Source organism: Cellvibrio sp. OA-2007 (assembly GCF_000953825.1).
Taxonomy (GTDB): domain Bacteria; phylum Pseudomonadota; class Gammaproteobacteria; order Pseudomonadales; family Cellvibrionaceae; genus Cellvibrio.
In genome coordinates this window covers 130,808-153,374 of record NZ_BBUL01000020.1, presented here as the reverse complement: position 1 = coordinate 153,374, position 22,567 = coordinate 130,808, and the positions used below count along the sequence as shown (strand labels likewise).

Sequence of the window (22,567 nt, the reverse complement as noted above, 5' to 3'; positions counted from 1 at the left end):
TTATGTAAAGCATTATCAATTTTAGGTTGTTAACAACCTAAAATTGATAATTAACTCTTTATTTCTTAACTAGGTAGATATGGAGGATTAGTTGATACAACGACTGGACAAGAAGCTTTCTGTATAAATGAACACCGGATTGAAATTTTAAGCGACTCATTTGAGGCTATGAATTGGTACGATTATTAGCAAATTACCATAGAGCAAAAGCGAAAAAACGCCTGTAAATTAGGCTGTTTTCGAACAAGCCTCCCAACCCGTACAGCCTTTCGGTCTAGCGCAATTACTAAGTCAAACAGGTGGCGAGCATATAGTTGGCGAATCAGCGAAGGGCCTATTTCGTTTTTTACGACAATTAGTCGTCAAATCAATAATTCAATCGCTGCATCAAGGCTACTCAATGTGTGATTTGTCGGTGGGTGATCTCGGGCAAGATGGCGCGCCTGCATTCCATTTTTGATTGGACCTTCGTAATCAGCGATAAATGTGTCCCCTATGAAAAGACAATGGGCGCTTTTCACGCGTAATTCCGTCACAATTTGGTTATACATCGGCGGTTCCGGTTTAATAAAGCCAACCTCATAACTCAAAAATCGATGTAACTCCATTCGGGAAAGTAGTTGATCAATAACGGCTCCGTAGGGTTGAGCCAGATTTGAACAAATGGCGATGGGAATACGCAGTGATTGCAGTGTTTCCAAGGTGGGAACTACATCTTCAAATAATGTAAGGCTTGCTAACTCCTCATCAATTTGTGATTGTAGTTGAGCCAAAATTTGCTTAGGGGCGTTAATGCCAAGATGCTTTGCAAGTTGAAATAGATCCGCATCGACGGTCATCAATTGTCGCGCATCATCGCCACGAGCAGCCCGCCCTTGCTCGCGAGCCCACTTAAGGAGTACGCGAAACGGATGATGCATGACTCCGAATTTAACCAAGGTGCCATACAGGTCGAAAATTACCACTTTGGGTTTTTCAGTGTTACTCACTGCTTTGGCCCTCGCATCGTTTCTTTCCGTTAACTTACTGATATTTAAAGCGAATATATTTAAATCCTACCCTTTCATAGAAATGTATAGCCAAGTATAAGCATGTATAGCCAATTTCCCCTATACATGGCTATACATGCTTATACTTTGCTATACATTCCTCCAATTGAGACGCAAGTTTTCAACCGGAGCGGGCTCCAATCCATGCTCAATCGTGCCATCGCAAAGAGATGCTTATCAGTACTGAAGTTGAACGCCTCTCGCTTTGCTGTCCTGATTATTTACGTTATTAGATAATTCTGAATGCCCGATGCAAAACACCGGGAATTTTGTTTGGTGGTATTTTTTTGGATAAGTCTTATGATGCTCTTAACGAGATGATTTGTATTGGAACCTACCCATTTTCCATCACGTCAACTCAATTTCAACCTTGCGCACCAAAAATGCAAATAATCCAAAACAGACGACTATCATAATTTATAACGGCTGCTAAAATTGCCACGCCCATTAAAGAAAATTGTCGGAAAGTGGAGAGCCGATGACCATTAATGCAAATGGTGAGTATTAGAAGCACTAGGAACGATGCGAGAGGTCACGTGCGATTCTTCCCAGGCAGACATTCCACCAAAAAGAAAAAATACATTTTCAAAGCCCAAAGCTTTAAATTGGCTTACCAAGAGAGCCGATTGATCCCCAAACCTACAAACTATTACGACATTCAGACTACGATCCACATCTTCAAGATGCGTTACGAGGCGCTTAGTCGAGGGCATGTTAGTAGCATTAGAAATATGGTTGTGCATATATTCCCCAATCGAGCGCAGGTCAATGATCATTAATCTTTTATCTTGTGCAATTAAACGTTCAAGCTCTAGGGGCTGAATACAAAGTGTTTGGTGCGTGGTAGCCATAAACTGTAACTCAATTAGGAATCTTTGATACTTTTTAAAACCCTTTCATTCAAATCCTATACAACCAGTATTTCTCAAATAATATCTTGCCAAAATGTAACAATCGACCAGGCGGTTTCATCTTGATATCGGGATTAGGTTCGGCATAGAAATTACCTTTACCCATGCCTGCCATACCATCACCGATTTCCAGAAAGCATTCACCGTGGCCGTTGAAAGATTCTGTATCACCTGAGCCGTTTATAGCGACTGCAATATTATTGGCAACTACTTCGGCTTGACCGTGGGCTAATACGCCCGCCTTAGGCAAAGGCTTTCCATTTTTGAGCGGAATACCTGCCACGTCACCAATGGCGTAAACATCTTGATACTTTGTTGCCAGATTAAAGCGATCAACAGGAACCCAACCATTCTCACCTAGCAGACCTGCCTCACGAACAACGGTGGGCGCGCGATGGGGAGGAATGTAAACCAATAAATCGAATGGTGTTTTGTCACCATTGGCAAAATATATTTCACGCATTACAGGGTCGATTTCTTTTACCGCATGTTGCGGAAAATAAGTCACGCCCTTGCTTTCAACCATAGTGCGAACTTGTTGTGACACCTCCGGCCCGGTAACCGGCATTGGGCCAGGTTCGGGTGAATAGATCTCAACGCTCACATTTTTAGCCAAGCCCCTTTTGCGGAAATCCGATTCAAGCAACATGGCCGCTTCGTAGGGCGCAGCGGGACATTTAAAGGGCATCGAGCACACGAGAACCACAACCTTGCCTTTGTTGAGTTGCAAACTGGCATTCCTGATCGCTTGTGCACCCTCTAGTGAATAAAGATTATGTCCTGCTGCCATTAATCCAGGTACGGTTTCGGGGGCAAGCTCTGCGCCTGTAGCAATAATGAGATAGTCACCATTGAGGTGCTGACCGTTAACAATCACCGCTTTCTTTTCAGCATCAATTTGTTCAATTGTGCCCTGGATAACCTCGATACCTTTCCGTGCAAGACTACTAAGGGGTTTTGATATTTGTTTTGCGTCTCTAGCCCCAGATGCAACCCACAATAACGATGGTGGAAATACATGGTCGGCGAGTCGTTCGATTACCACGATGCGATGTTGGCTGGATAATTTTTTTCGTAATTCAGTAGCGGCGACAATGCCGCCGATTCCACCACCGAGTATCAGAATGGTTTTTCCTGAAGTCATATACTTACCTTTTACGCTGAGTTGGTGATGGGGTTAAACGTCGGTAAAACTTAATTTCTTTTCGTAGTACACCGCCCGGCCTGATTCTGTTTCTATAATCGGGTCAGTGAAGAAATTGACGGGATCATCAATTTTTCTTCCTGGCAACAACAAATCGCGGCCATAACTTAATAAAAAGCGGTTTTCATCGATGGCTCCAAAGTAGTAGTCACGAAGATCTGTTTTTTGTGCCGCTTCAGAACAATCCACTGGCACCCAGCCAATGCCATGGGCGTAAAAGCTTGTCCAACAGTGGTAGCCGCATTTAAATGCCGTGATATCACCTTCGGACATACCCGTTGGAAATGCCATGCCAATTTCAAACTGGCCGGGTACTCCACACGCGCGAATAATGGCGAGAAATAATGAGTGAAAATCGGTGCAGTTCCCTTTGCCGATGGAACAGGCAAAGTCCGCATCACCACTGCCCCAACCATCTCCAGATTTATCATATTGCATGTGTTCGAGCACATGATCATAAGCTGCTTTGGCGATATCTATTGCGGTTACATGTTGCTCTTTGATGCTTCTGGCGATACCCAAAATATCGGCGGTGAATTGAATCAGGCGATTGGGTAACAATTGCGGTTGATGGTGCAATTGCCAACTGGAATTGGGAACTTCAGCAAAGCGCTGGAAATCCGTAGTGTGTTCATGGCGAGTTGCCGTAGTGGTAATAACCAGATCGATCAAACTGGTTTTGCTGGTATCCAGTGTTGCGCACAACACGGCATTACCATAAGTTGATTCGTACTCGATTTTATAATCGATATTAGATTGGATATCGATTGCATGTATTTCCTGATCGATAGTTGAACGGGGAAAGGGGATCCACACATTAATTTCTTTCGCCGACTTTGGAAAATCGGGCACTTTTACATCATAGTTGGTTTGAAACCGGCGACTTCTGTTCATGGACTTTCTCCGTTAAATCAACCTGAAGCGAACAGTGAAACATTCGCCTCAGGTTGTATTCTGCTAAACGCTGCTGCTATTTATTTCAACAGACCTGTATCGCGTGCGACTTTTTCAATCGAGTCAAAATCGCTTTGATTCGCGGCAACGAATACTTTTGCACCTTGTAATTCAAGCACTGCTTTTTGCTCGGGAACACTTGGGTCAAGATTCAAAAATGCATCTTTAAATTTGGCAACCAATTCTGGCGATAAACCTTTACGGGCAGCCCATACATAATCTACGTACTCGGGTGAAGTCCATACCAGTTTGACTTTTTTAGCGTCGAATTTTTTCTCCGCCAACATTCTGTCCCACACTTCAATATTGAGCGCACCACCTTGGATCTTGCCGGATTCAACTAACTTTACGGTTGCATCGTGAGCGCCGCTGTAAACAGGCAAACTTGCAAAATCTTTTTCAGGATTTATCGCCAAGAGGCTGAGCAAATAATGACGTGGCATTAGATGGCCTGAGGTTGAGCTTTTTGAGCCAAACGCAAAGGTTTTGCCTTTAAAATCTTCAGGCTTTTCAATACCGGAAGTTGTATTAGCGATGAACACACTTTTGAATTTACGATCAATGTCGCGCATGGCCAGTGGTTCGGCTCCTGCCAGATGACGTGCTTGAACAAATGTAAATCCACCTAGCCAGGCAAAATCAATTTTGCCAGCTGAAAGGGCGGAAACAGCTGCGCCATAGTCAGTGACGGCAACATAAGTCACTTTTTTACCGAGTTTCTTTTCAAGATAATCCACCAATGGTTGATTCTTGCGTGCGAGTTCAGTCGGGTTTTCATCAGGTATACCTGTCACGCGGATAACGTCGTCAGCCGCATAGGAAACAGCAGATGTCAGCAAGCTACCGCCGACAACCAAAGCCGCGATCAAACGCTGCCAGGGTTTACACATTGAAGAAAAAGTTTTCATAAAGATTCCTTTTGTTAAGGGTTAGTGTTGAGGGTTGGGGTTAATCCTTTCATGCGATAGTGCTATCCAGTTGGCTAGAGATAGATGCATTACCGCGTGCATTTTTTTCGTGAGTAGAGCACTCGCTATCGTCAATAAAATACGCGGCATCTCGCTGCGCAATAACAATCATCGCCGAGAGAAAATCCGGTGCTGGTTCAATAAAGCTGAGATAATTTTTTATAGTTTTACTGTCAATGCTGTGTGCAGGTGAAACAGCAGGGCATGCTCGGGCACTTATCACAGACGATAATTTTCCATCGGGATACACCACGACAAGCTGCACCATCAATCCAGTGGGTAGAAACTTGTCGGAAATAAATGTTAATCCTTGGGATGAGAGTGAGACCGGGCGAATAACACTGAAAGCAGGCGCAGCACCACAACGACAACAAAGCTGGGCTACTTCCAGTTTTGGAATATCGCTTGTCATTGGTGATGTCAGCGGCGCGCCGCTCGTGCGTGAAAACAAGTTCGCCAACCGCTGCGCTAAAGGCGGCTCGCATGAAGGGCCATTGAGAATGCGTTTGCGCATGCGGTCGCCTACCTGATCCACTAGCGTGACAACCGCCACCATTACCACAAGTAGCACTACCAGATCACTGATATGGAACAAGCTGATAGAGGTATAGAGCGAGTCACCAATACCACCCGCGCCCACGAACCCGACCGTCGCTGTTGCCCTTACATTGACCTCAAACCGGTAGAGCGTAAACGCCAGTACACGCGGACTGACCTGAGGTAGTACGGCGTACAACCAGGTCGATAAACCACTGGCACCGCTCGCTTGCATCGCCTTGGCGGGGCCGGGTTCTACCTCCTCATAAACATCGGTGTAGAGGCGACCCAATACGCCAATATTGTGTACCGCAATCGCAAGAATCCCGGCCAAGGCACCCGGCCCAACCCAGACAACAAAAACCAGCGCCAGTGTCAGCTCCGGCATTGCGCGCGTAACTTGCAAGAAAAATTGCGAACCGCTTTGCAGCAAACGCGACATCCACAGCGAAAGCCCACGTTTACCGTAGGTTTGACTCAGGTAGCTACCCGTTACTAACGATCTAGTGGATAGCGGAGCAAGGAAGAATGCGAAGACGGCGGCAAGCAGCGTGGCGATCCATGCCATCAATAAGGTTTGCCATACCAACGTGGCGGTTTTACCGAGAAATTCAGCGCTGAGATCGAACTCGGTAGTGCCGGGCAAATTGCTCCAGTTTCCTGTTAGCAAATCCATCCAGGGAATATCGAGATACGCAAAACTGGCTATCCCGCCAACAGCGGCGAACAGCAATGACCATTTAACCGGGTGACGCCGCAGATAAGCGCTGACCCATTCGAGTGCAATTACAAACATGAGCACCGCGATGAGTGTGGTAGCTAATTTATCGAATTCGAGATAGCGAATACTCAGGGCAATTTCACTACCCAAACCACCAGCACCGACCACACCCAGAATCGTGCCCGTGCGGATGTTGCACTCCATCCGGAAGAGCGCATAAGCGACCCATTGGCGCTTTACCTGCGGCAAAATACCGTGCATTAAAATGCCCCAGCGCCCCACGCCAGCAGCTCGCAGGCCACCGATAATTTGTCGATCTACTGCTTCAGCCAGCTCAGCGTAGAGCTTGCCGATAGAACCACCCACGGTTAAGCCAATAGCCAGTACCGCCGCGCCCGGCCCGAGACCGAGGATCTGCACAAATAGGTAAGCCCACACAATCTCGGGAATTGACCGGAAAAAGCCCAGCGTAAAACGGGACACTGTTCTGGCAGTGGCAACCACAAAAGATTGACGACGCCCCTGGCGCCCTGGAGGATCGGGTAATTCAGGTATGCGGATGGCAAACATCGCCAAACCAATACCAATAACAACGGCAAACACTGTCCCCAGAATCCCGACAAACAAGCTCTCGAAAGACAGCAGGAAAATACGGTGGAGAAAATCCGGCGATAGATTTGGGCTAAGCAAGCCGCTTAGCAATTCACCGGCGTTGCGTATCCCATCGCGATCAAAAAGTGCACCCGGATTAACATGGGTTCCTTCCATCGCCAGAACAAAGGTGAGCCCAACGACGAACCAAACCAGGTAACGCTTAAGCTCCTGCTTACGGTTAAATTCGCTCATTGTTTCCCTCATGCAGTTCTTCACTCCCCTGATAAAGCAAGTTGAGTGCATCCTGAGTAACTTCTGAGGGTTTTGCATCCAGCACTAATGTGCCTTCACGCAATCCGATGACGCGGTCGCAGCGGTGCATAATTGCGTCGAGCCAATGGGTGCAAAAAACCAAGGTGACGCCACGCTCTTTGGCTTGATTGAGGATAATTTCGGTTACCGCGCGGGCGGTGGCTGGATCAAGCGAAGCTGTTGGCTCATCGGCCAGCAATGTGGTGGGCGCAGAAATAAGTGCCCGTGCAATGGCGACGCGCTGCATTTGACCACCACTAAGGTCACTTGCCGGGCGCCATTGGTGCTCACCAATGGAAAGGGATTCCAATAGGGCATGTACCGGTTTCTTTTCTACGGGCCAAAGCGCTGAGGCCATGACCTTGTGCCATGGCCACAAAGGCAATTTTCCCGCGACCACATTCTGGTGAACCGACAATTGCGGCACCAGCAAATGGGTTTGTTCAATAATGCGTGAATGGGCGCGGTGATAACGCAGCTCGGTGGCTGACATTTTGGCCAAGTCTTTTCCCGCGACCAGTACCCGCCCTTGAGTGGGTTTAAGTACACCTGCCAACAGGCGGATAAGCGTGGATTTTCCGCCACCGCTTGGCCCAATAAGGGCGACCGTTTCGCCAGGTTTAATGGTCAGATTGAGATTGTTGATGGCTGCCCGTTTACCCCAATACCGCGATACCGCTTTGAGTTCGAGGACGGGAGCTTGGCCACTCACAGGTTGTGAACTTGGCAAAATATGTGGATTCATAACTTGACTCCTTTCCCCCGAGTGTCAGGTTTCACGGGGTTTACTGGCTGCTCATAAACGTCTACAACACTCACGACAGCCGCATCCTGGACGCTGGGTAGTGTTGAAGTAATGCATCTGAGTCAGTGGTTTTGCCAAGCAATCAATTATTTAATTGATTGCTTGACTATTTATTATTAAAAAACGCCAGTAGGCGTATCACATTCTCAGTACTACTTAGAAAACCAGGACTTTGTCAGCCCAAAGTGTCCAATCAGTGAGTTCTTCCAGCGTTCCGCGATGGGTACCCTCTGCTAACTCTTCTTCGGTCATACCGCGCGCGTCCATACAAGTGCCGCAAACACCAATCTTGCCTTCACGGCGAATAACCGGCCCAAACATCAGTTCAAGGTTGTAATAACCTTGAGGAACTTTCTGGCCGCGCTTGGCGCAGACAGCGGCGTCTCCCATCAAAAATATGCGCACATCGTCAGACGCGCGCTTGGCGATAGCGCCTGCAAGGCGTACACCGTTGTAGCTACGTTCGGTTCCGTATGGTCCATCATTCAATATGAATAAAATATTGCTCACGTCTGTTTCCTCTTGATTTCCTGTGGTGTTGGTAGGCACTGGATCAAGAGGGACGTTCGTAACTTCCTACTAATCTCCCGTCAAACAGCACCCGTTTGTATTGCAAATCCTCTCGCTACCCAATCCGCCACGCCTTCTTCCCAACGTGTTGCCTGGTAGCCTTTTTCGTTTAACCGATTCACGGCCTCAATCGACATGACGCACAATGGCCCACGACAGTAGGCAACAATTTCACGATCCGGGGGCAGACCAGCCATTTTCTGTTCCAGCTCAGACAGGGGAACAGAGATTGCGCCCGGAATATGGCCTGCTAAAAATTCATCCGATGGACGTACATCCAATACGGTGACTTCTCCGCGCCTTACCCGCTCAAGCAACGTTTCATTGTCGGTTCGCTCAAGCGCGCCGCGTTCGCGTAAGAATGCTTCGGTCACCTGGCGAACTTCCAACAATCGCGCTTCACCCACGCGACGAAGTACTCCACATAACCCAAGTACTTCCTGATCAGCGAGCCGGTAGATGATGTTGACTCCATTGCGTTCGGACTCAATCACCCGCGCAGATCGGAGAATCTGCAAGTGCTGCGACGTGTTCGCCACACTCTGGTTTACTTCATTGGCAATCGATTCAACGGTGCGCGGCCCTTGGCTCAATACATCAAGCAGTTCTAATCGAATGGGACTAGCCAAGGCTTTTCCGATACGCGCCAATTGCTCGTAAAGTGAATCTTTGAACTGTCTGTTTGAGGAGGTCATGGATTTTCCATTTTCAATTGATTGCTTGAATTATAGATTCCAAACGCCATTCATCAAACAGCTATGTGCTCCCCAGACTCTAATTCACTGAATAAAACGGTATTGCCTGCAAAAAAACTCTTATTGGCGGCTGCTACTGATCAACCCCTGAATCCTCATTGCCTTGACAATCTATTTGAAGCAGATATTCTAGTCAAGCATTCAATTAAATAATTGAATATAAGATAATGACGCTTCAGGTGTCAGGTATTGATATAAGCACCCGTAGCTAAAAGGATTCCTTAACCCTATGCGCAAACACACATTAGTGGAATTCGCGACCCATCATCCCCGCTGGGTTGCAGCCATAACACTCATCATTACCGCGTTATTCTGCACCCAGTTCCCGCGCATCACTCTGGATACCAATCCGAAAAATATGCTGCCGCCTGAATCGGCGGTACGGGTATGGAATGATGAGATCGAACAAACCTTCAGGCTATATGAAGACACCATCGTTGTGGCTGTGCACAACGATGCTGGCGTCCTCAACCTCAAGACGTTGGGCAAAATACATCAGGTCACTGAACAGATATTAGCGATAGAGGGTGTCGCCGCGCGCGATTTGGTCAGCTTCAACACGATTGACCATATCAGTGCGGACAGCGAGGGACTGGATGTCGCTCCGCTGATGGCGGAAGCACCAACGACTACTGCCGCACTTGAAACCCTGCGCGCCAAACTAATTGGAAATCCGCTCTTCACCGACCGGATTATCTCCGAAGACGAAACCATGGCCGCTCTCTATGTGCCCTTGGAAGAAGGTGCTAACGGCAAACAGGTAGCCGATAACATCCGCGCCATTATCGCTGCGCAAGAGGGCAGTGATGATTTTTATGTTGCCGGTGATCCGGTTGTCAGGGATACCTTTGGTGCGGATATGTTCACCATGATGGGACTGTTTGCACCCATCGCCGGGATGATCATGTTTATCGCTATCCTCTGGATGTTCAGCAGTTTGCCTCTGGCCATGTCCATGATGGCCGTCGCTATGGTCAGTATTTTATGCAGCATGGGATTATTAATCGGATTGGGTTTTCCGGTGCATATTATGAGTTCCATGGCACCCGTCTTCCTGATGGCGATTGCCACAGACAGTATTCATATTTTCAATGAGTTTTATCATCGCTATCGCATTGGCGGCAACAAACAACAGGCCATTCATGAAACTCTGGATGCGGTAAGTCGTCCGGTACGCTATACGGCCTTCGCAACAGCCGCCGGATTTGCAGTGCTGTTATTTATGGAAATCATTCCCGTACAAGTCTTCGGCGGTGTGATTGTTTTCGGTACCTTGTTGCTTCGCCTGTTGAGCTTTACCTTAATCCCCGCGTTATTGATGATGATGGATGAGAAAAAAATTCTCGCCGCCGTCGCTCGTGAAAACAGCAAAGAGCAAGCTTCCACACATTGGCTAACAAGACTTGCCGGTACCGGCGTCAACCACCCGAAAAAGATAATCGCAATTGGCGCTGTGTTGATGGGAGTTTCCGTTATCGGTATTACCCAAATAAACATCAATAATAATTTGGTCGAATGGTTTACCAAAAGCAGTGAAGTGCGAATTGCAGATGAAAAAATCAACCAATCTCTCGGTGGTACAGCATCAGGCTATATTGTTGCCATTGCACCACAAGCCGAAGGGATAAAAACACCAGAAGCTATGCAATATCTCGATGGTTTGCAGCGCCATTTGGAGTCTCTACCAGAGGTCGGTAAAACCTTTTCGATTGTCGATTATGTCAAACGCATCAATCGCGTATTGCACGAAGACGACGCCGATTTTTATGTGATTCCAACCGATGCCGATACGATTGCCCAATATCTGTTTTTATTCGGTATGTCTGCTAAACAGTCCGACCTCGATAACGTGGTTGACTACCCATTCCAGCAAGCCAACATTTGGCTGCAATTGAAGACATGGGATGCGGAGGCGATGCGAACTGTTATTCGCGCTGTTGAGGACTACCAACTGCAAAACCCCATCGAGCTGGAATTCAAGCCAGCGGGCACAGCCTATTTCAACGTAGTGTGGAATGACGAAGTTCTCTGGGACATGCTCAAAGGATTTATTCTGGCACTGCTCGTTGTTTTTATATTACTCGCCTTTAATTTCCGCTCAATCCGGTGGGCATTGATTGGGTACATCCCACTATTGTTTACCATCATGATGATTTATGCCGTGATCGGATTTACTGGCAAAGATTTTGATATGCCCATCTCCGTACTCTCATGTCTATCACTCGGCATGGCGGTCGATTTTTCCATTCATTTCATTAGCCGTTTGCGCCAGCGAATGGATGAGACAGCAACAACCGGCGAAACCCTTGCCGATAATTTACTCTGGACAGCTGCGCGCCCCGGCAAAGGCATCATGCGTAATGCCATTTTATTTGCTGCTGCGTTTTCAGTAATGATGTTTGCACCGCTGACCCCTTACATTACGGTAGGCGCATTCATCCTGAGCATGATGTTAGTGAGCGCATTAACCACATTAATTTATCTCCCGGCGTTAATCCTACTATTTCAACGTTGGTTATTCGTCAAAAAAGCACTGTCTGATACCCGCTCTTCAGCATCCGCAGTCACTTCTATTGGAGAAGGCGCATGATTTTCTTGATTAAAAAACTCATCAATCCCGGACTTTTTTTGGCGGGTCTGGCCGTTGTGCCCTCAATGAGTTTAGCAATGGACGCGACTGAGATTGTGCAGCGTTCACTGGATGCGACCTACTATGCCGGTACTGATATGCGTACCAAAGTTACCATGCAGTTAGTGAATCCAAAAGGTGATATACGCGAGCGGGAGATGACTATGCTCCGTTTAAATGGAGCTGAAGGTGAGCAACGTTACTACACCTATTTCCATCGCCCCACTGATGTGAAAGGGACTGCATTTCTAGTGCAGAAATTCACCGGAAAAGAAGATGATCGCTGGATCTTTGTGCCCGCGATTAAATTAGTGAAGCGTATTGCGTCTGATGATAAACGCTCTTCGTTTGTGGGATCAGATTTTACCTACGAAGATGTTTCTGGCAGAGAGGTTGCCGACGAAACACATGCACTGCTCGGTGAAGAAACATTTGAAGGCAGACCGGTCTATCGCATTGAAAGCAAGCCGGTAAAACCGATTGATTATAGTCGCCGGGTCTCATTGATCGACAAAGAGCGCTGGTTGCCCTTGAGTGAAGAATATTTTGATTTGCGCAACCGTCCATCCCGTGTGTTCAGTGCCGTTAAAGTGGAGAGCATCGCTGACATATGGACGATCACCGCCAGAACAATGAAAAACTTACAAACCGGATATCGCACAGATGTCACTTATCAAGACATCAATTATAACTCCGGGCTTGAGGTCGATATCTTTACGGAACGCTATCTGCGCAACCCACCGCAGCAATGGGTTAAATGACGCGCATGGATTTTGTATACAGTAAATCGTTACCGATTTTGGCAATGAGTCTCTTGATACTTATTAACCCGGAAGTCAGCGCCGAGGTGAATGGGATTTTACAGTCTCACACCACCGCCAGGGCGCACACTGAATCGTGTGACAGCAGTGATTGTGAGATTCCATTTTCAGAACTGCGTGCACAACTAAAAGCAGATTATACAACCAATGAGAATGCGCATTCGTTTACTGCAAATCTGGAGCTGGTTCAGGATTTCGTCTTTGACGAAACCAGTGCACGGGCGCGTGAACTCTATTGGGATTGGACAAAAGGCGCCATCCATTTAAGATCCGGGCGGCAAATGATCACTTGGGGCACAGGTGATATGCTGTTTATCAACGATGTGTTCGCCAAAGATTGGAATGCTTTTTTTGGTGGAATGCCAATGGACTTCCTCAAACGTCCAACCGATGCGATCAAGTTTGATTTCTATCCTGGCAATACAACGATTGAAACAGTTATCGCGCGCTTCGATGAGGATCATTTGCCGGAGATGCGACGCTTTGAAATGCAATTCCCCTTATTAGCGCCTCCGATTACAAGTGAATCGAATGATGATGATTTGGAATACGCCGGAAAACTTTCTCGTTCCTTTTCAGGGTGGGATGTCAGCGGTTATGTATCAAGAGGTTATTGGCGCAGAGCAGCGTATCAACCGGCCATTGCAGCGCCGGGAACCAACGTTTTCTACCCACGCATGAACACCTACGGTGCAAGTGTTACAGGGCAAATTAAAAACGGTGTATTGAATCTTGAAGCGGGTTACTACGATTCACGTGATGATGTATCTGGTTCAAATCCCTTCATTCAAAATAGCCAGATCCGCCTATTGAGCGGTTACAATCGGCAGCTTTGGAAAGACTCCACACTGGGTGTGCAATTTTATATTGAGCACATGGAAAACTATTCCGCATACCGAGCCGCCGCGTCATCGGCTTCGGCAATATCGGCGGAGTTGAACAGGGTTGCTACGCTACGATTCACACAATTCCTCATGCACCAAACGTTAACGGTTAATGTATTTAGTTATTGGGGGCTGAGCGAATCTGACCGATTTTTACAATCCACACTCAGATATGCGTTTAACGATAATCTTTGGGGCGAAATCGGAACAAATGTTTTTTCAGGAAATTCGCAAGGCATGTTCGGTGCGTTTGATCGTAACGACAACCTCTATTTAACACTGCGCCTTGCCTACTGATTACCAATAGGGTTTTATTCTATGACCACACCCATTTATCTCGACTACAACGCAACAACACCTATTGCGCCAGAGGTGATCAGCCTGATCACTCAGTGCCTGGCTGAATTTGGAAACCCGTCCTCCAGTCACGCCTACGGTCGTCGCGCCAATGAATTGGTTCAGCTTGCACGTGCGCAGGTTGCGCAACTAATTACTGCCAATCCAGCAGAACTTATTTTTACTGGCTGCGCCACCGAGTCCAATAATCTTGCGATCCTCGGAATGGCGCGCGCCAACGTAAATAAAAAACATATCATCACCAGCGCAATTGAACATCCAGCCGTTATGCAGCCCTGTTTGCAATTACAACGGGAAGGTTGGGATCTTACGGTATTGCCAGTTGATGCCAATGGATTAATCAATCTTGAAGTACTTGCGAGCCACATCCGCCCGGATACCGCGCTGATCAGCATCATGCATTCCAATAATGAAATTGGAACCATCCAGCCCATTTCCGATATCGCTCGGATCGCGCGGGCGCGGGACGTACTGCTGCATGTAGATGCTGCTCAATCCATTGGCAAAGTGAAAGTCGATGTGAACGAATTGGGGGTTGATGCATTAACCATTGCAGGCCATAAATTTTATGCCCCAAAAGGTGTGGGAGCGTTGTATGTGCGTGAAGGCACACCTATTAACCCGATCATGTATGGCGCAGGTCACGAGCGCAGTCTTCGACCGGGAACAGAAAATGTTATTGCAGTTGCAGCACTGGGCGAAGCTGCGCGTTTAGCTGCCGCACGGCTACCGGAGGCTGAACCTTATTTAAAACAATTACGCGACGAATTACTCAGCCGATTACAAGCAGGTATTCCCGGAATCATTTTGAATGGCCATCCAGAGCATAGACTTCCTAACACACTAAATATTTCGTTTCCCGGTGTTAGTGGCCGGGCACTTCTTGAAAGTGCAGCGGACCAGATCGCTGCGTCAGTAGGATCAGCCTGCCATTCACATGGCGATGCAATCAGCGGAGTATTGGCGGCGATAGGTGCATCTGCTGACCGCGCGCGCGGTTCAGTAAGATTGTCAGTAGGGATATCAACAACGGAGGACGAAATTAAACAGGTCGGCCGAATTTTAACGGACAATTGGAAGGAAATAGTTGGCTAACACGTAGCAACGTGGTGTCTATCATACACTACAGAAATGAGTAGAATTTAATTGGTACGGACACATGCGTGCGACCTGTGCAGCGAACTACTAGTTGGTCGCTGCCAATTAATTTTCCGAAGCTAAAGTCTAGAAACCGCTATTGCTCGCGCAATCTTTATAATGTTTAGTTGGCCAAAGTTATTTTCAACATCATTAATTAATAATTGTGTGAATTTGACGTAGTTATTCCACTTCTCTTTCGAGAAATGCGAAGCATCTAATAAGTTGGAAGTTTTATCGTAAAGCTTCAGCAGCCTAACCTCTTTTGATTTTTCCCACACTAAATTTACTTCGACGGCAAAATTTGCAGAGGACATATCATGAATAAGTTGCCGAACCTCGTCGCTCGTATCAATTGGCAGTTCCGCACAGGTATCTTCCAGCACATCGTGCCACATCAGCGCTTGGCATCCTTTCAGTCGCAATCCCTCATCCAGAATCGTTTCAGTCATGATAGTCATGGCGCACCAGATAGGATGCACGATATAGGGAGTGGTGCGATCATGAAAACGGATTGCGTCATCGGGAGAATTTGGTAAGTCGATGTGGGCACGCTTGGCAAAGCTCACGCTATCCACAATCATTTGCGCCATTCCATTTGTATCCATAACATCCAGCTCACGTTAAAGTTATATGGTAACTATAGGTTTTGCAGATCATGAACTGAGAGGGATAGTGCTAACGCATCATGATGCAGAATTGGCGGTATTGCTTTGAGGTGATCAATTGGGATCATGCATGTAACACCAGACCGAAGTCGAAGAGGTATTTACCGGAACTCGCTATGGGGTCTGAAGTTTTGAGTCAGACAGAAAACCTAACAGTTCTTCCTGTTTGGGAAGTTCGGTCTTTTCAGGTCTAAATGTTCGAGCTAACTCTTCGGTCGTCGCAGAACGCAAGAGCTTGAAGCGTCTGGCCGTCTGAGGTGACTGAATGCGAGCGAAAAGCGCTTCAATTTCTTGATCCATATTAGAACCCATAAGAAGTCACCTCATGATCAACAACAAATAAAATATACCCCATGCTAGCAACACACCCGCTTAGCTTGGTAGCTGTTTAGGGGAGCTAGCTACAATTACTCTATCGGAAAATGGGGAAATGAATAGGCAGCTACTGCGGCAAGTTCGAAATGCATAGTAGAAGCATAGATGTCGATGTATTTTTTGAAACGGTTGATACGAGTACAACACAGGTTCGGTTCTGGTTACCTACATATAATTAATTAAGCTCGCATCAATTTGTCACTACCATTGCCCCAACCATATCCTGATTGTTTTGACACAGCCCAACCCCGCAGACAATGTATTCGCGGTGATGAAGCTAGTGGTCGCATTACAAACAATGTCGTTTATGAAGAAAGAAGCTAGCTTGCTAACTAGGGCCCGGAGCCTTACCGCTAAATGTTGCATGAGTTGCCTTAATGGATTGGCCTTAAAGGCCTTAGGAGCGAGAACGTTGCCCAGCTTACCCGCTCTAATTATTAAACTAAAATTAGGTGCGCAAATCGATTCTTTTCATGCCGCATGAACAACGGAAAATATTGAACACCAGAAATTGATGAAGGGCAACTTTAGCTAACTTCGGCTTGATTTAACTGACTTATAGTAAATGCTGGCGAATCGTAGTCTGCTCCTATCTCCATATTTCAATTTTCAGCAGTTGACCCACACACCATTTCAAAAGCTTGTCCTTCAGAGAGTCATCGTCACAGGCGATTAAACAATTCATTTTACCGAGAACACCAACACGTAAGATTGTCGCCCTGAAGAAGCTCAAGGTCGGCAGCAAGAGCAAAAGGATTAGCAGGGCTCAATATCGTTACGTTGACTCCAGGCCCCAAACAAGCACTAGCTCTTCCTGATCAAGCCGATCAACTCAATGCTCATCTCGCTGAGCCTTGCTAATAACGCCCAATGCAATAAACCACGACCGCCAACGGACTACGATCCAAGGCTTCCCCCAGAAAATACCAATTTTGTCACTTCCTCATCGGCAACGCTCTTATTCCCAGTTTTAGAGGGCTCCATTGAGTCGTATTTACGCCTTTACAACTATCGAACGATTAATTAGTATTCAAAATATATGTATTTATGTATTTTGATTGTGAGGTGGTCAATGTACCGTAAAATCGATGATATACGCAGCGATATTAAGCTAGCATTGAAAAAAAAGCATATAAAACAAGAAGATATGGAAACATACGCCGGTCTAAGTCAGGGTCAAATCTCACGCGTAATTAACGGCAAGAGAATCAGCCCTGCATTTATAAAAATATGCAATTATGTATTAGTAAGCCCATATTTAATTGACGATGCGGGCTACGACCCTTTAAAGGATGAGTCGTTTATAGCGGCGATAAATCTTGCAGTTCAAAGAAGCCCGTCAAGGGCAAGAAAAATTCAGGAAATACTTAAGGCAACGGCAGGGATTTAAATGAGAAGGTTAGAGGCTATTCAAACAACAATTCCAGAGCTACCGTCTTACAGGTCTTTGGAAAAAAGTGCTTATATAAAGGGTGTCCCAGGGGCGACGTCGGTTATACGTTGGGCGGGTAGCAAGCGACGCCTATTACCGGCCTTGCTGGAAGCGAAACCGAATACTTATAAAACATACTTTGAGCCGTTTGCAGGTTCGGCCGCATATTTTTTGTCGCTGTCGCCTAAAGGAGCAATTCTGTCAGATATAAACACTGACCTAATACATCTTTATAAGGCAATAAAAAATCATCCCAAAAAATTATGGGATGCGGTCTGTCAAATGCCAAGCGCAGAAAGCTTCTATTATGAGTTGCGTTCCCTAAACCCTGATACATTGAGCTCATTAGAAAAAGCGGCCCGCTTTTGGTATCTGAATCGATATTGTTTCAATGGGGTATTTCGTACAAATTTAGAAGGACAGTTCAACGTTTCACGAGGACTTGGAAATTTAGGTATTCCAGAGTTTGAACTTATTAAAGCTTTTTCAAATCGGTTGAAAGGTGTAGAGGTGCTATGCTCTAATTTTGAACCGATCATTGACGTAGCCACAAAAGATGACTTTATATATCTTGATCCCCCTTATTTAGATCGTAATAAGCGTGACAGAGGTGAATACGGATCCGGAAATTTCGATGACTCTCATCTTGATCGGCTGTTGGAGTCCATGCAAAGAGCTACTAGACGTGGAGTAAAGATTTTACTTTCATATCGATGCGACGAGCATGTGATTGGTAAGCTGCCCGGCTGGAATGTTAAAAATGTGTCTGTTGTAAGAAGTGTTTCAAGCGATACAACGCAAAGGACAAAAGTTGGTGAACTTTTGATAAAGAACTATTAATTTAAAAGTTGTGAAATGGACTCAAAAATAACTCATATAAAAATCGCCGTTTGTAGTGACTTACACTTTATTGACGAAGCCAAAGCAGGGACAACAAAGCCGTCTTGGTTGACGTTAAAACCTTGTGGAGGTTTCTCATCATCCTTATGGGATGACTTATTACGGCTAATAGAAAAAGAACAAATTTCGGCTGATCTCCTTCTTTGTCCCGGAGATATCACTACATACGCCGATAAGACAGGTTTAGTTAAGGCATGGAACTGTCTTACGGAGCTTGGCCAGAAATTAGAAGCTCAAGTTGTGGCCTGCGCTACGGGTAATCATGATGTATGCTCCAGAGAGGTCAAATATAAAACCTCTCTGGAGGCGTTAAATAATCCCACTGATTACTTTGAAAATCTAAAGCAACTTTCGCCACCTTACCCCGTTTTCTATCCGCGCAATAAAAAAATTCCTCACTCCGAACGAGTGCATTATTTTGGTGCAGATTATTTATTTATTGATGAATTTGAGCATTTCCGATTAGTCGTTTTTAATAGTTGCGCTCGCCACACATCCAACTCAGATGATTACCAGCGTGGCAGAGCTGCGGAATCAGCAATTAATTGGCTCAAAGAAGAATTAAAAAATTGTTCTTCTGACCCCAAAATAAATATTTTCCTATGCCATCACCACCCTATATTACACACTCAAAATCAAGGAAATGATTTTGACTTCATGGCCAAAGGCGATCAACTATTGGCTGCATTAAATGAACATGGAGCCTGGTTAATAATTCATGGTCATAAACATGAAGGACGGATTGTTTATGCACAAAGTAATCGCGGGACCCGATGCCCCATCGTCTTTTCTGCCGGAACATTGTCTGCCCACATAAAACTTGGGAAAGGTTTCAGAAATCAATTTTATATCCTTGATGTTGAATTACATCAAAGACCATTTTCACTCAAGGGAAAAATAAATGTTTGGAATTGGACAGAAATGAATTCCTTTAAAAAAGCAGACAGTAGATTGGATGGGCTATTCAGTGATACAGGATTTGGTGAAAAAGATACATATAAAGTAGCACAAGAAATTACAGAAATAATTAAAGAAGAATATTTTTGCAATTGGGAAAGTATAAAAACTAAAGTCCCTCGCGTCTGTAATATTACACCTCAAGATCTCGATGAATTATGTGATTACCTAAGTGATTTGGGGGTTGCTATGGAATACGATGAAAATGAAAAAATAACTATGCTATCACTTAAAAGTGAGGCCTATGATGAATGAAGAAGTAATACTAAAAGAGTTCAACGCAAAACATCAAAAGACTGCAGATTTGATTAAGGAATTTGTTCCTTCGGAACCGTTTAAGGCATCTCTAGTAAATGGTCACAGCGTTATTCTTGGGCCACGAGGAAGTGGGAAGACAACCATTCTGCGCATGTTGGCTAATGATGCACTTCCATACTGGAATGGGGAAAATGCTTCACTCTTTCGAGAGTCTTTTCCTTATGAGGGGATTTACGTTGGTGGAGATAAAGTTTGGGCGGAAATCATTAGCTCTCTATCAAAATTAAATATTTCAACCAACGCGGCTGAAACATTAGCAATATCAGCATTTAATACATGTATATTTGTTTCAGCGACAGAAGCATTTATCAATTCCTATCAATTAAAATCAAGTTCTTTAGGAAGTGATGCATTAAAATCATTAAAAATATCTTTAATCAAAAGTATAAAAGAAATAGCAAATATTTTGCTAATTCAGATGAATGGTATATCGCTAGAATCACTAAAATTTTCATTAGAAAAAAGGCAGCAAGAAATTGGATCTCTTGCCTATAAGCTATCTCATGGATATCAAATGACAGAAAATGAGATTTTTGATCAATATCCTTATCTCACCATAAAGTTTAAAAATACATTTGACATGATGTTAGGGCTTTTTGATTCGGCCCTTGATAGGCCCGCTAACCACAAGTGGGCCCTTCTTCTTGATGAGTTTGAGATAGCACCTGAAGCCCTGCAAAATGACGTACTTAGCGACTTGCGATCAAGTAGTAAAAAATTTATTTATAAAATTGCACTGATTCCGTGCCGAGGATATTTAAAGCATGTACGAAGCGGTAGCGAGCGAAATATAAAAAGCTCAAAAAATAATGATTACAATATCATTGAACTTTGGCACAAATCGAAAAATGAGATTCAAGAATTTTTCTCTCATTTTATTAAAGCGAAATATAAAAATACCCCGCTTGCGCTTTTTGGTGAAACTCCCTTTTTAGAAAATTCGACACTCGAATGGGGTGAAAAGTGGGGTGACGTTTTTGAGGAACTCGGCGACAAGGATGCGACATTCCGTGAATATATGGAAAAGAAAGGAATGGACTATAAGGATGTAAAAAATCTTAAAAGAAAACCGGATGATTGGTTACGAAAGGTAGCTCCTATCGTGGCCTACAGAAATGAATTTCGCAATGAACAAGGAAATACTCGTACCAGAAAATCATTGGAAACATTATATGCTGGCTGGCAGGCGATTGCGGCTATTAGTGAGGGAAATCCACGCTGGCTGATATTGACGTTAAATACATTGGTGAATAATCCAAAAGAACTTCCAATAAGCCGGGCCGCTCAGGCACAACAAGTTACAGAATCCAGCAAAACTTACTGGGCAATGCTAAAAACCGCCGCACTTAAAGATAATTTGGGCATTTCAACGAGTCGATCTCCGAGTCAGCTAATACAATCCATCGGTGAATGCCTAAAAGAAAATGTTGTCAACGAAGCCTTTAATGAAGATCCATATCTTTCTTTTGAGGTCGATAAAAACGAGCTTCCAGATGTGATTAATGCTCTTAAAATTGCTTTAAATTATGGTGCCTTGATATCCATGACTCAAGGAGGTGACATTGAAGACTATGATGATTTAAAGGATAAAAGATTTAGAGTTTCTTATCTTTTGGCACCCAAGCTAGGGTTACCGTTAAGGGCTTCTAAAGCCAGAAAGCTGTCAACTATTTTAGGTAAAGACAAAACTATTAAAAATACAGAACAAGGGAAGTTATTTTAATGAGCCTTGCTAAAGCCGTAGAGAATTTAGAAAATCTAAATACTACAGAACTAACAGAATTAGTTAGTAATAGTGACATTTGTATCTATGCTGACAATGGCAATGATAGGTCAAAAAATCTTTTTAATATTTTGCAATCTTTGGATAACAAATCCTATCCTATCCGTATGGATATTAATGCCTCAAACTACTCTGGTGGGTCTGAACTTAGAGATATTATTGACAGAAAAATATCGTCAAAAAAAATCACTATTTGCGTTGATATAACCTATATAGAAAGGAATGAAATGGCTACAATTTTTTCCATCATAGCAGATTCAATTGAAGGAGATTTTTGTATTGATGTTGTTATAATCTATGCTTTAGCTGTTTACAATCCACCCACAAATAATTTTACACCCAATGATAGAGTATCGCCTGCACATCCGCGTTTTTCGGGATGGTATGCTAAGCCACAATTTCCGGTAACTGCAATTGTTGGCCTGGGATATGAAAAAGATAAGGCTATCGGTGCTATCGAATATATAGAAGCAGATAATAGTTACATATTTGTTCCATCTTCGTCCGAAGAAAAATATATTGAAAGTGTTTACGAGCAAAATGCCGTACTACTAAAAGGAATTAGTGAGAAAAATATCATCCAATACAATGTACATGACCCCGTTGAATCAATATATATGTTGAATTCTATTATTGCTGAAACGAAAAAAGTTAGTAAACCTGCACTATTTCCATTTGGGCCTAAAGTATTTTTTTCCACTTCTCTGATTGTTGCATTAATCCATCCAGAGGCTTCGGTCTGGTATGTTAGTGGCGAATATTACGACAATAAATACGAAAATCAAAAAACCGCAAGCTTAATTAGTTATAAGCTAACGCTATCCAATTGCGAATAATTTAATGGCTGATTAAAATTCAGCTGACATGCGAAGCCCAATTCTCGAAAGTCACATCGCGCTTATCAACACCCAACTCTTCAGTGTTAG

At 44.7% G+C, this 22,567-nt stretch carries 20 protein-coding genes; 9 read left to right on the top strand and 11 right to left on the bottom strand.

All coding sequences use genetic code 11. The annotated features are described in order from the left end of the window. Positions 1–362 precede the first annotated feature (362 nt). The 9 genes from AWU77_RS00930 to AWU77_RS00890 form a co-directional block, all read right to left on the bottom strand. Positions 363–989, bottom strand: a complete 627-nt coding sequence (locus AWU77_RS00930) for an HAD family hydrolase (protein ID WP_062057833.1) — start codon at positions 987–989, stop codon at positions 363–365. A gap of 545 nt (positions 990–1,534) precedes the next feature. Further along, the gene (locus tag AWU77_RS19980) at positions 1,535–1,900 is read right to left on the bottom strand and encodes a rhodanese-like domain-containing protein (RefSeq protein WP_084617887.1); all 366 of its coding nucleotides are present in this window, start codon (positions 1,898–1,900) and stop codon (positions 1,535–1,537) included. 49 nt (positions 1,901–1,949) lie between these two features. After that, entirely contained in the window at positions 1,950–3,104 is a 1,155-nt protein-coding gene (locus AWU77_RS00920) for an NAD(P)/FAD-dependent oxidoreductase (protein WP_062057827.1), read from the bottom strand. A 33-nt stretch (positions 3,105–3,137) separates the two neighbouring features. Then, on the bottom strand, positions 3,138–4,058 hold the full coding sequence (locus AWU77_RS00915) for a transglutaminase-like domain-containing protein (protein WP_062057824.1): 921 nt from the start codon (positions 4,056–4,058) through the stop codon (positions 3,138–3,140). 80 nt (positions 4,059–4,138) lie between these two features. Further along, positions 4,139–5,026 carry a putative selenate ABC transporter substrate-binding protein gene (locus AWU77_RS00910; protein WP_202966599.1) on the bottom strand — a complete coding sequence of 296 codons (888 nt, stop codon included), beginning with the start codon at positions 5,024–5,026 and terminating at the stop codon, positions 4,139–4,141. Between the two features lie 49 nt (positions 5,027–5,075). Further along, entirely contained in the window at positions 5,076–7,190 is a 2,115-nt protein-coding gene (locus AWU77_RS00905) for an ABC transporter permease (RefSeq protein WP_062057821.1), read from the bottom strand. After that, positions 7,177–7,995, bottom strand: a complete 819-nt coding sequence (locus AWU77_RS00900; RefSeq protein ID WP_062057818.1) for a phosphonate ABC transporter ATP-binding protein — start codon at positions 7,993–7,995, stop codon at positions 7,177–7,179. The genes AWU77_RS00905 and AWU77_RS00900 overlap by 14 nt, the downstream gene beginning before the upstream one ends. 216 nt (positions 7,996–8,211) lie before the next feature. Next, positions 8,212–8,565 (bottom strand): DsrE/DsrF/TusD sulfur relay family protein, encoded by a 354-nt coding sequence (locus tag AWU77_RS00895; protein ID WP_062057814.1) that lies wholly within the window; start codon positions 8,563–8,565, stop codon positions 8,212–8,214. A gap of 80 nt (positions 8,566–8,645) precedes the next feature. Further along, the gene (locus tag AWU77_RS00890) at positions 8,646–9,320 is read right to left on the bottom strand and encodes a metalloregulator ArsR/SmtB family transcription factor (protein ID WP_062057811.1); all 675 of its coding nucleotides are present in this window, start codon (positions 9,318–9,320) and stop codon (positions 8,646–8,648) included. A 289-nt stretch (positions 9,321–9,609) separates the two neighbouring features. On the opposite strand from AWU77_RS00890, the gene AWU77_RS00885 reads away from it, so the two are divergent. Genes AWU77_RS00885 through AWU77_RS00870 form a run of 4 tightly spaced genes read left to right on the top strand, consistent with a single transcriptional unit; the run spans position 9,610 to position 15,166 of the window. Next, a complete protein-coding gene (locus tag AWU77_RS00885; RefSeq protein WP_062057808.1) occupies positions 9,610–11,970 on the top strand; it encodes an RND family transporter in 2,361 nt (786 codons plus the stop codon). Next, a complete protein-coding gene (locus tag AWU77_RS00880) occupies positions 11,967–12,770 on the top strand; it encodes an outer membrane lipoprotein-sorting protein (RefSeq protein WP_062057805.1) in 804 nt (267 codons plus the stop codon). Before AWU77_RS00885 ends, AWU77_RS00880 begins: the two co-directional genes overlap by 4 nt. Then, the gene (locus AWU77_RS00875) at positions 12,767–14,011 is read left to right on the top strand and encodes a hypothetical protein (RefSeq protein ID WP_062057802.1); all 1,245 of its coding nucleotides are present in this window, start codon (positions 12,767–12,769) and stop codon (positions 14,009–14,011) included. Before AWU77_RS00880 ends, AWU77_RS00875 begins: the two co-directional genes overlap by 4 nt. 21 nt (positions 14,012–14,032) lie before the next feature. Next, positions 14,033–15,166: a cysteine desulfurase family protein gene (locus AWU77_RS00870; protein WP_062057799.1), complete on the top strand. Its 1,134-nt coding sequence runs from the start codon at positions 14,033–14,035 to the stop codon at positions 15,164–15,166. A 122-nt stretch (positions 15,167–15,288) separates the two neighbouring features. Here the strand turns inward: AWU77_RS00870 and AWU77_RS00865 are convergent, their stop codons facing one another. Next, positions 15,289–15,816, bottom strand: a complete 528-nt coding sequence (locus tag AWU77_RS00865; RefSeq protein ID WP_152625213.1) for a hypothetical protein — start codon at positions 15,814–15,816, stop codon at positions 15,289–15,291. 174 nt (positions 15,817–15,990) lie between these two features. Continuing rightward, entirely contained in the window at positions 15,991–16,188 is a 198-nt protein-coding gene (locus tag AWU77_RS00860; protein WP_062057794.1) for a hypothetical protein, read from the bottom strand. A 1,135-nt stretch (positions 16,189–17,323) separates the two neighbouring features. Here AWU77_RS00860 and AWU77_RS00855 point away from each other — a divergent pair. From AWU77_RS00855 to AWU77_RS00835, 5 genes are read left to right on the top strand one after another with little or no spacing between them, the layout of a single operon-like run. Beyond that, complete coding sequence (locus AWU77_RS00855; RefSeq protein ID WP_062057790.1) at positions 17,324–17,641, top strand: helix-turn-helix domain-containing protein; 318 nt, start codon at positions 17,324–17,326, stop codon at positions 17,639–17,641. Further along, the gene (locus AWU77_RS00850) at positions 17,642–18,523 is read left to right on the top strand and encodes a Dam family site-specific DNA-(adenine-N6)-methyltransferase (protein ID WP_062057788.1); all 882 of its coding nucleotides are present in this window, start codon (positions 17,642–17,644) and stop codon (positions 18,521–18,523) included. 15 nt (positions 18,524–18,538) lie between these two features. Beyond that, complete coding sequence (locus tag AWU77_RS00845; RefSeq protein WP_062057785.1) at positions 18,539–19,795, top strand: metallophosphoesterase; 1,257 nt, start codon at positions 18,539–18,541, stop codon at positions 19,793–19,795. After that, complete coding sequence (locus AWU77_RS00840) at positions 19,785–21,581, top strand: hypothetical protein (RefSeq protein WP_062057782.1); 1,797 nt, start codon at positions 19,785–19,787, stop codon at positions 21,579–21,581. The genes AWU77_RS00845 and AWU77_RS00840 overlap by 11 nt, the downstream gene beginning before the upstream one ends. Then, positions 21,581–22,477 carry a hypothetical protein gene (locus tag AWU77_RS00835; RefSeq protein ID WP_062057779.1) on the top strand — a complete coding sequence of 299 codons (897 nt, stop codon included), beginning with the start codon at positions 21,581–21,583 and terminating at the stop codon, positions 22,475–22,477. Before AWU77_RS00840 ends, AWU77_RS00835 begins: the two co-directional genes overlap by 1 nt. Positions 22,478–22,567: the final 90 nt, after the last annotated feature.

Coding starts and splice junctions, on each gene's coding strand:
- AWU77_RS19980 (WP_084617887.1), bottom strand. CDS start 1,900: ATGGCTACCACGCACCAAACACTTTGTATTCAGCCCCTAGAGCTTGAA.
- AWU77_RS00920 (WP_062057827.1), bottom strand. CDS start 3,104: ATGACTTCAGGAAAAACCATTCTGATACTCGGTGGTGGAATCGGCGGC.
- AWU77_RS00915 (WP_062057824.1), bottom strand. CDS start 4,058: ATGAACAGAAGTCGCCGGTTTCAAACCAACTATGATGTAAAAGTGCCC.
- AWU77_RS00910 (WP_202966599.1), bottom strand. CDS start 5,026: ATGAAAACTTTTTCTTCAATGTGTAAACCCTGGCAGCGTTTGATCGCG.
- AWU77_RS00905 (WP_062057821.1), bottom strand. CDS start 7,190: ATGAGCGAATTTAACCGTAAGCAGGAGCTTAAGCGTTACCTGGTTTGG.
- AWU77_RS00900 (WP_062057818.1), bottom strand. CDS start 7,995: ATGAATCCACATATTTTGCCAAGTTCACAACCTGTGAGTGGCCAAGCT.
- AWU77_RS00890 (WP_062057811.1), bottom strand. CDS start 9,320: ATGACCTCCTCAAACAGACAGTTCAAAGATTCACTTTACGAGCAATTG.
- AWU77_RS00885 (WP_062057808.1), top strand. CDS start 9,610: ATGCGCAAACACACATTAGTGGAATTCGCGACCCATCATCCCCGCTGG.
- AWU77_RS00880 (WP_062057805.1), top strand. CDS start 11,967: ATGATTTTCTTGATTAAAAAACTCATCAATCCCGGACTTTTTTTGGCG.
- AWU77_RS00875 (WP_062057802.1), top strand. CDS start 12,767: ATGACGCGCATGGATTTTGTATACAGTAAATCGTTACCGATTTTGGCA.
- AWU77_RS00870 (WP_062057799.1), top strand. CDS start 14,033: ATGACCACACCCATTTATCTCGACTACAACGCAACAACACCTATTGCG.
- AWU77_RS00865 (WP_152625213.1), bottom strand. CDS start 15,816: ATGGATACAAATGGAATGGCGCAAATGATTGTGGATAGCGTGAGCTTT.
- AWU77_RS00860 (WP_062057794.1), bottom strand. CDS start 16,188: ATGGGTTCTAATATGGATCAAGAAATTGAAGCGCTTTTCGCTCGCATT.
- AWU77_RS00855 (WP_062057790.1), top strand. CDS start 17,324: ATGTACCGTAAAATCGATGATATACGCAGCGATATTAAGCTAGCATTG.
- AWU77_RS00850 (WP_062057788.1), top strand. CDS start 17,642: ATGAGAAGGTTAGAGGCTATTCAAACAACAATTCCAGAGCTACCGTCT.
- AWU77_RS00845 (WP_062057785.1), top strand. CDS start 18,539: ATGGACTCAAAAATAACTCATATAAAAATCGCCGTTTGTAGTGACTTA.
- AWU77_RS00840 (WP_062057782.1), top strand. CDS start 19,785: ATGATGAATGAAGAAGTAATACTAAAAGAGTTCAACGCAAAACATCAA.
- AWU77_RS00835 (WP_062057779.1), top strand. CDS start 21,581: ATGAGCCTTGCTAAAGCCGTAGAGAATTTAGAAAATCTAAATACTACA.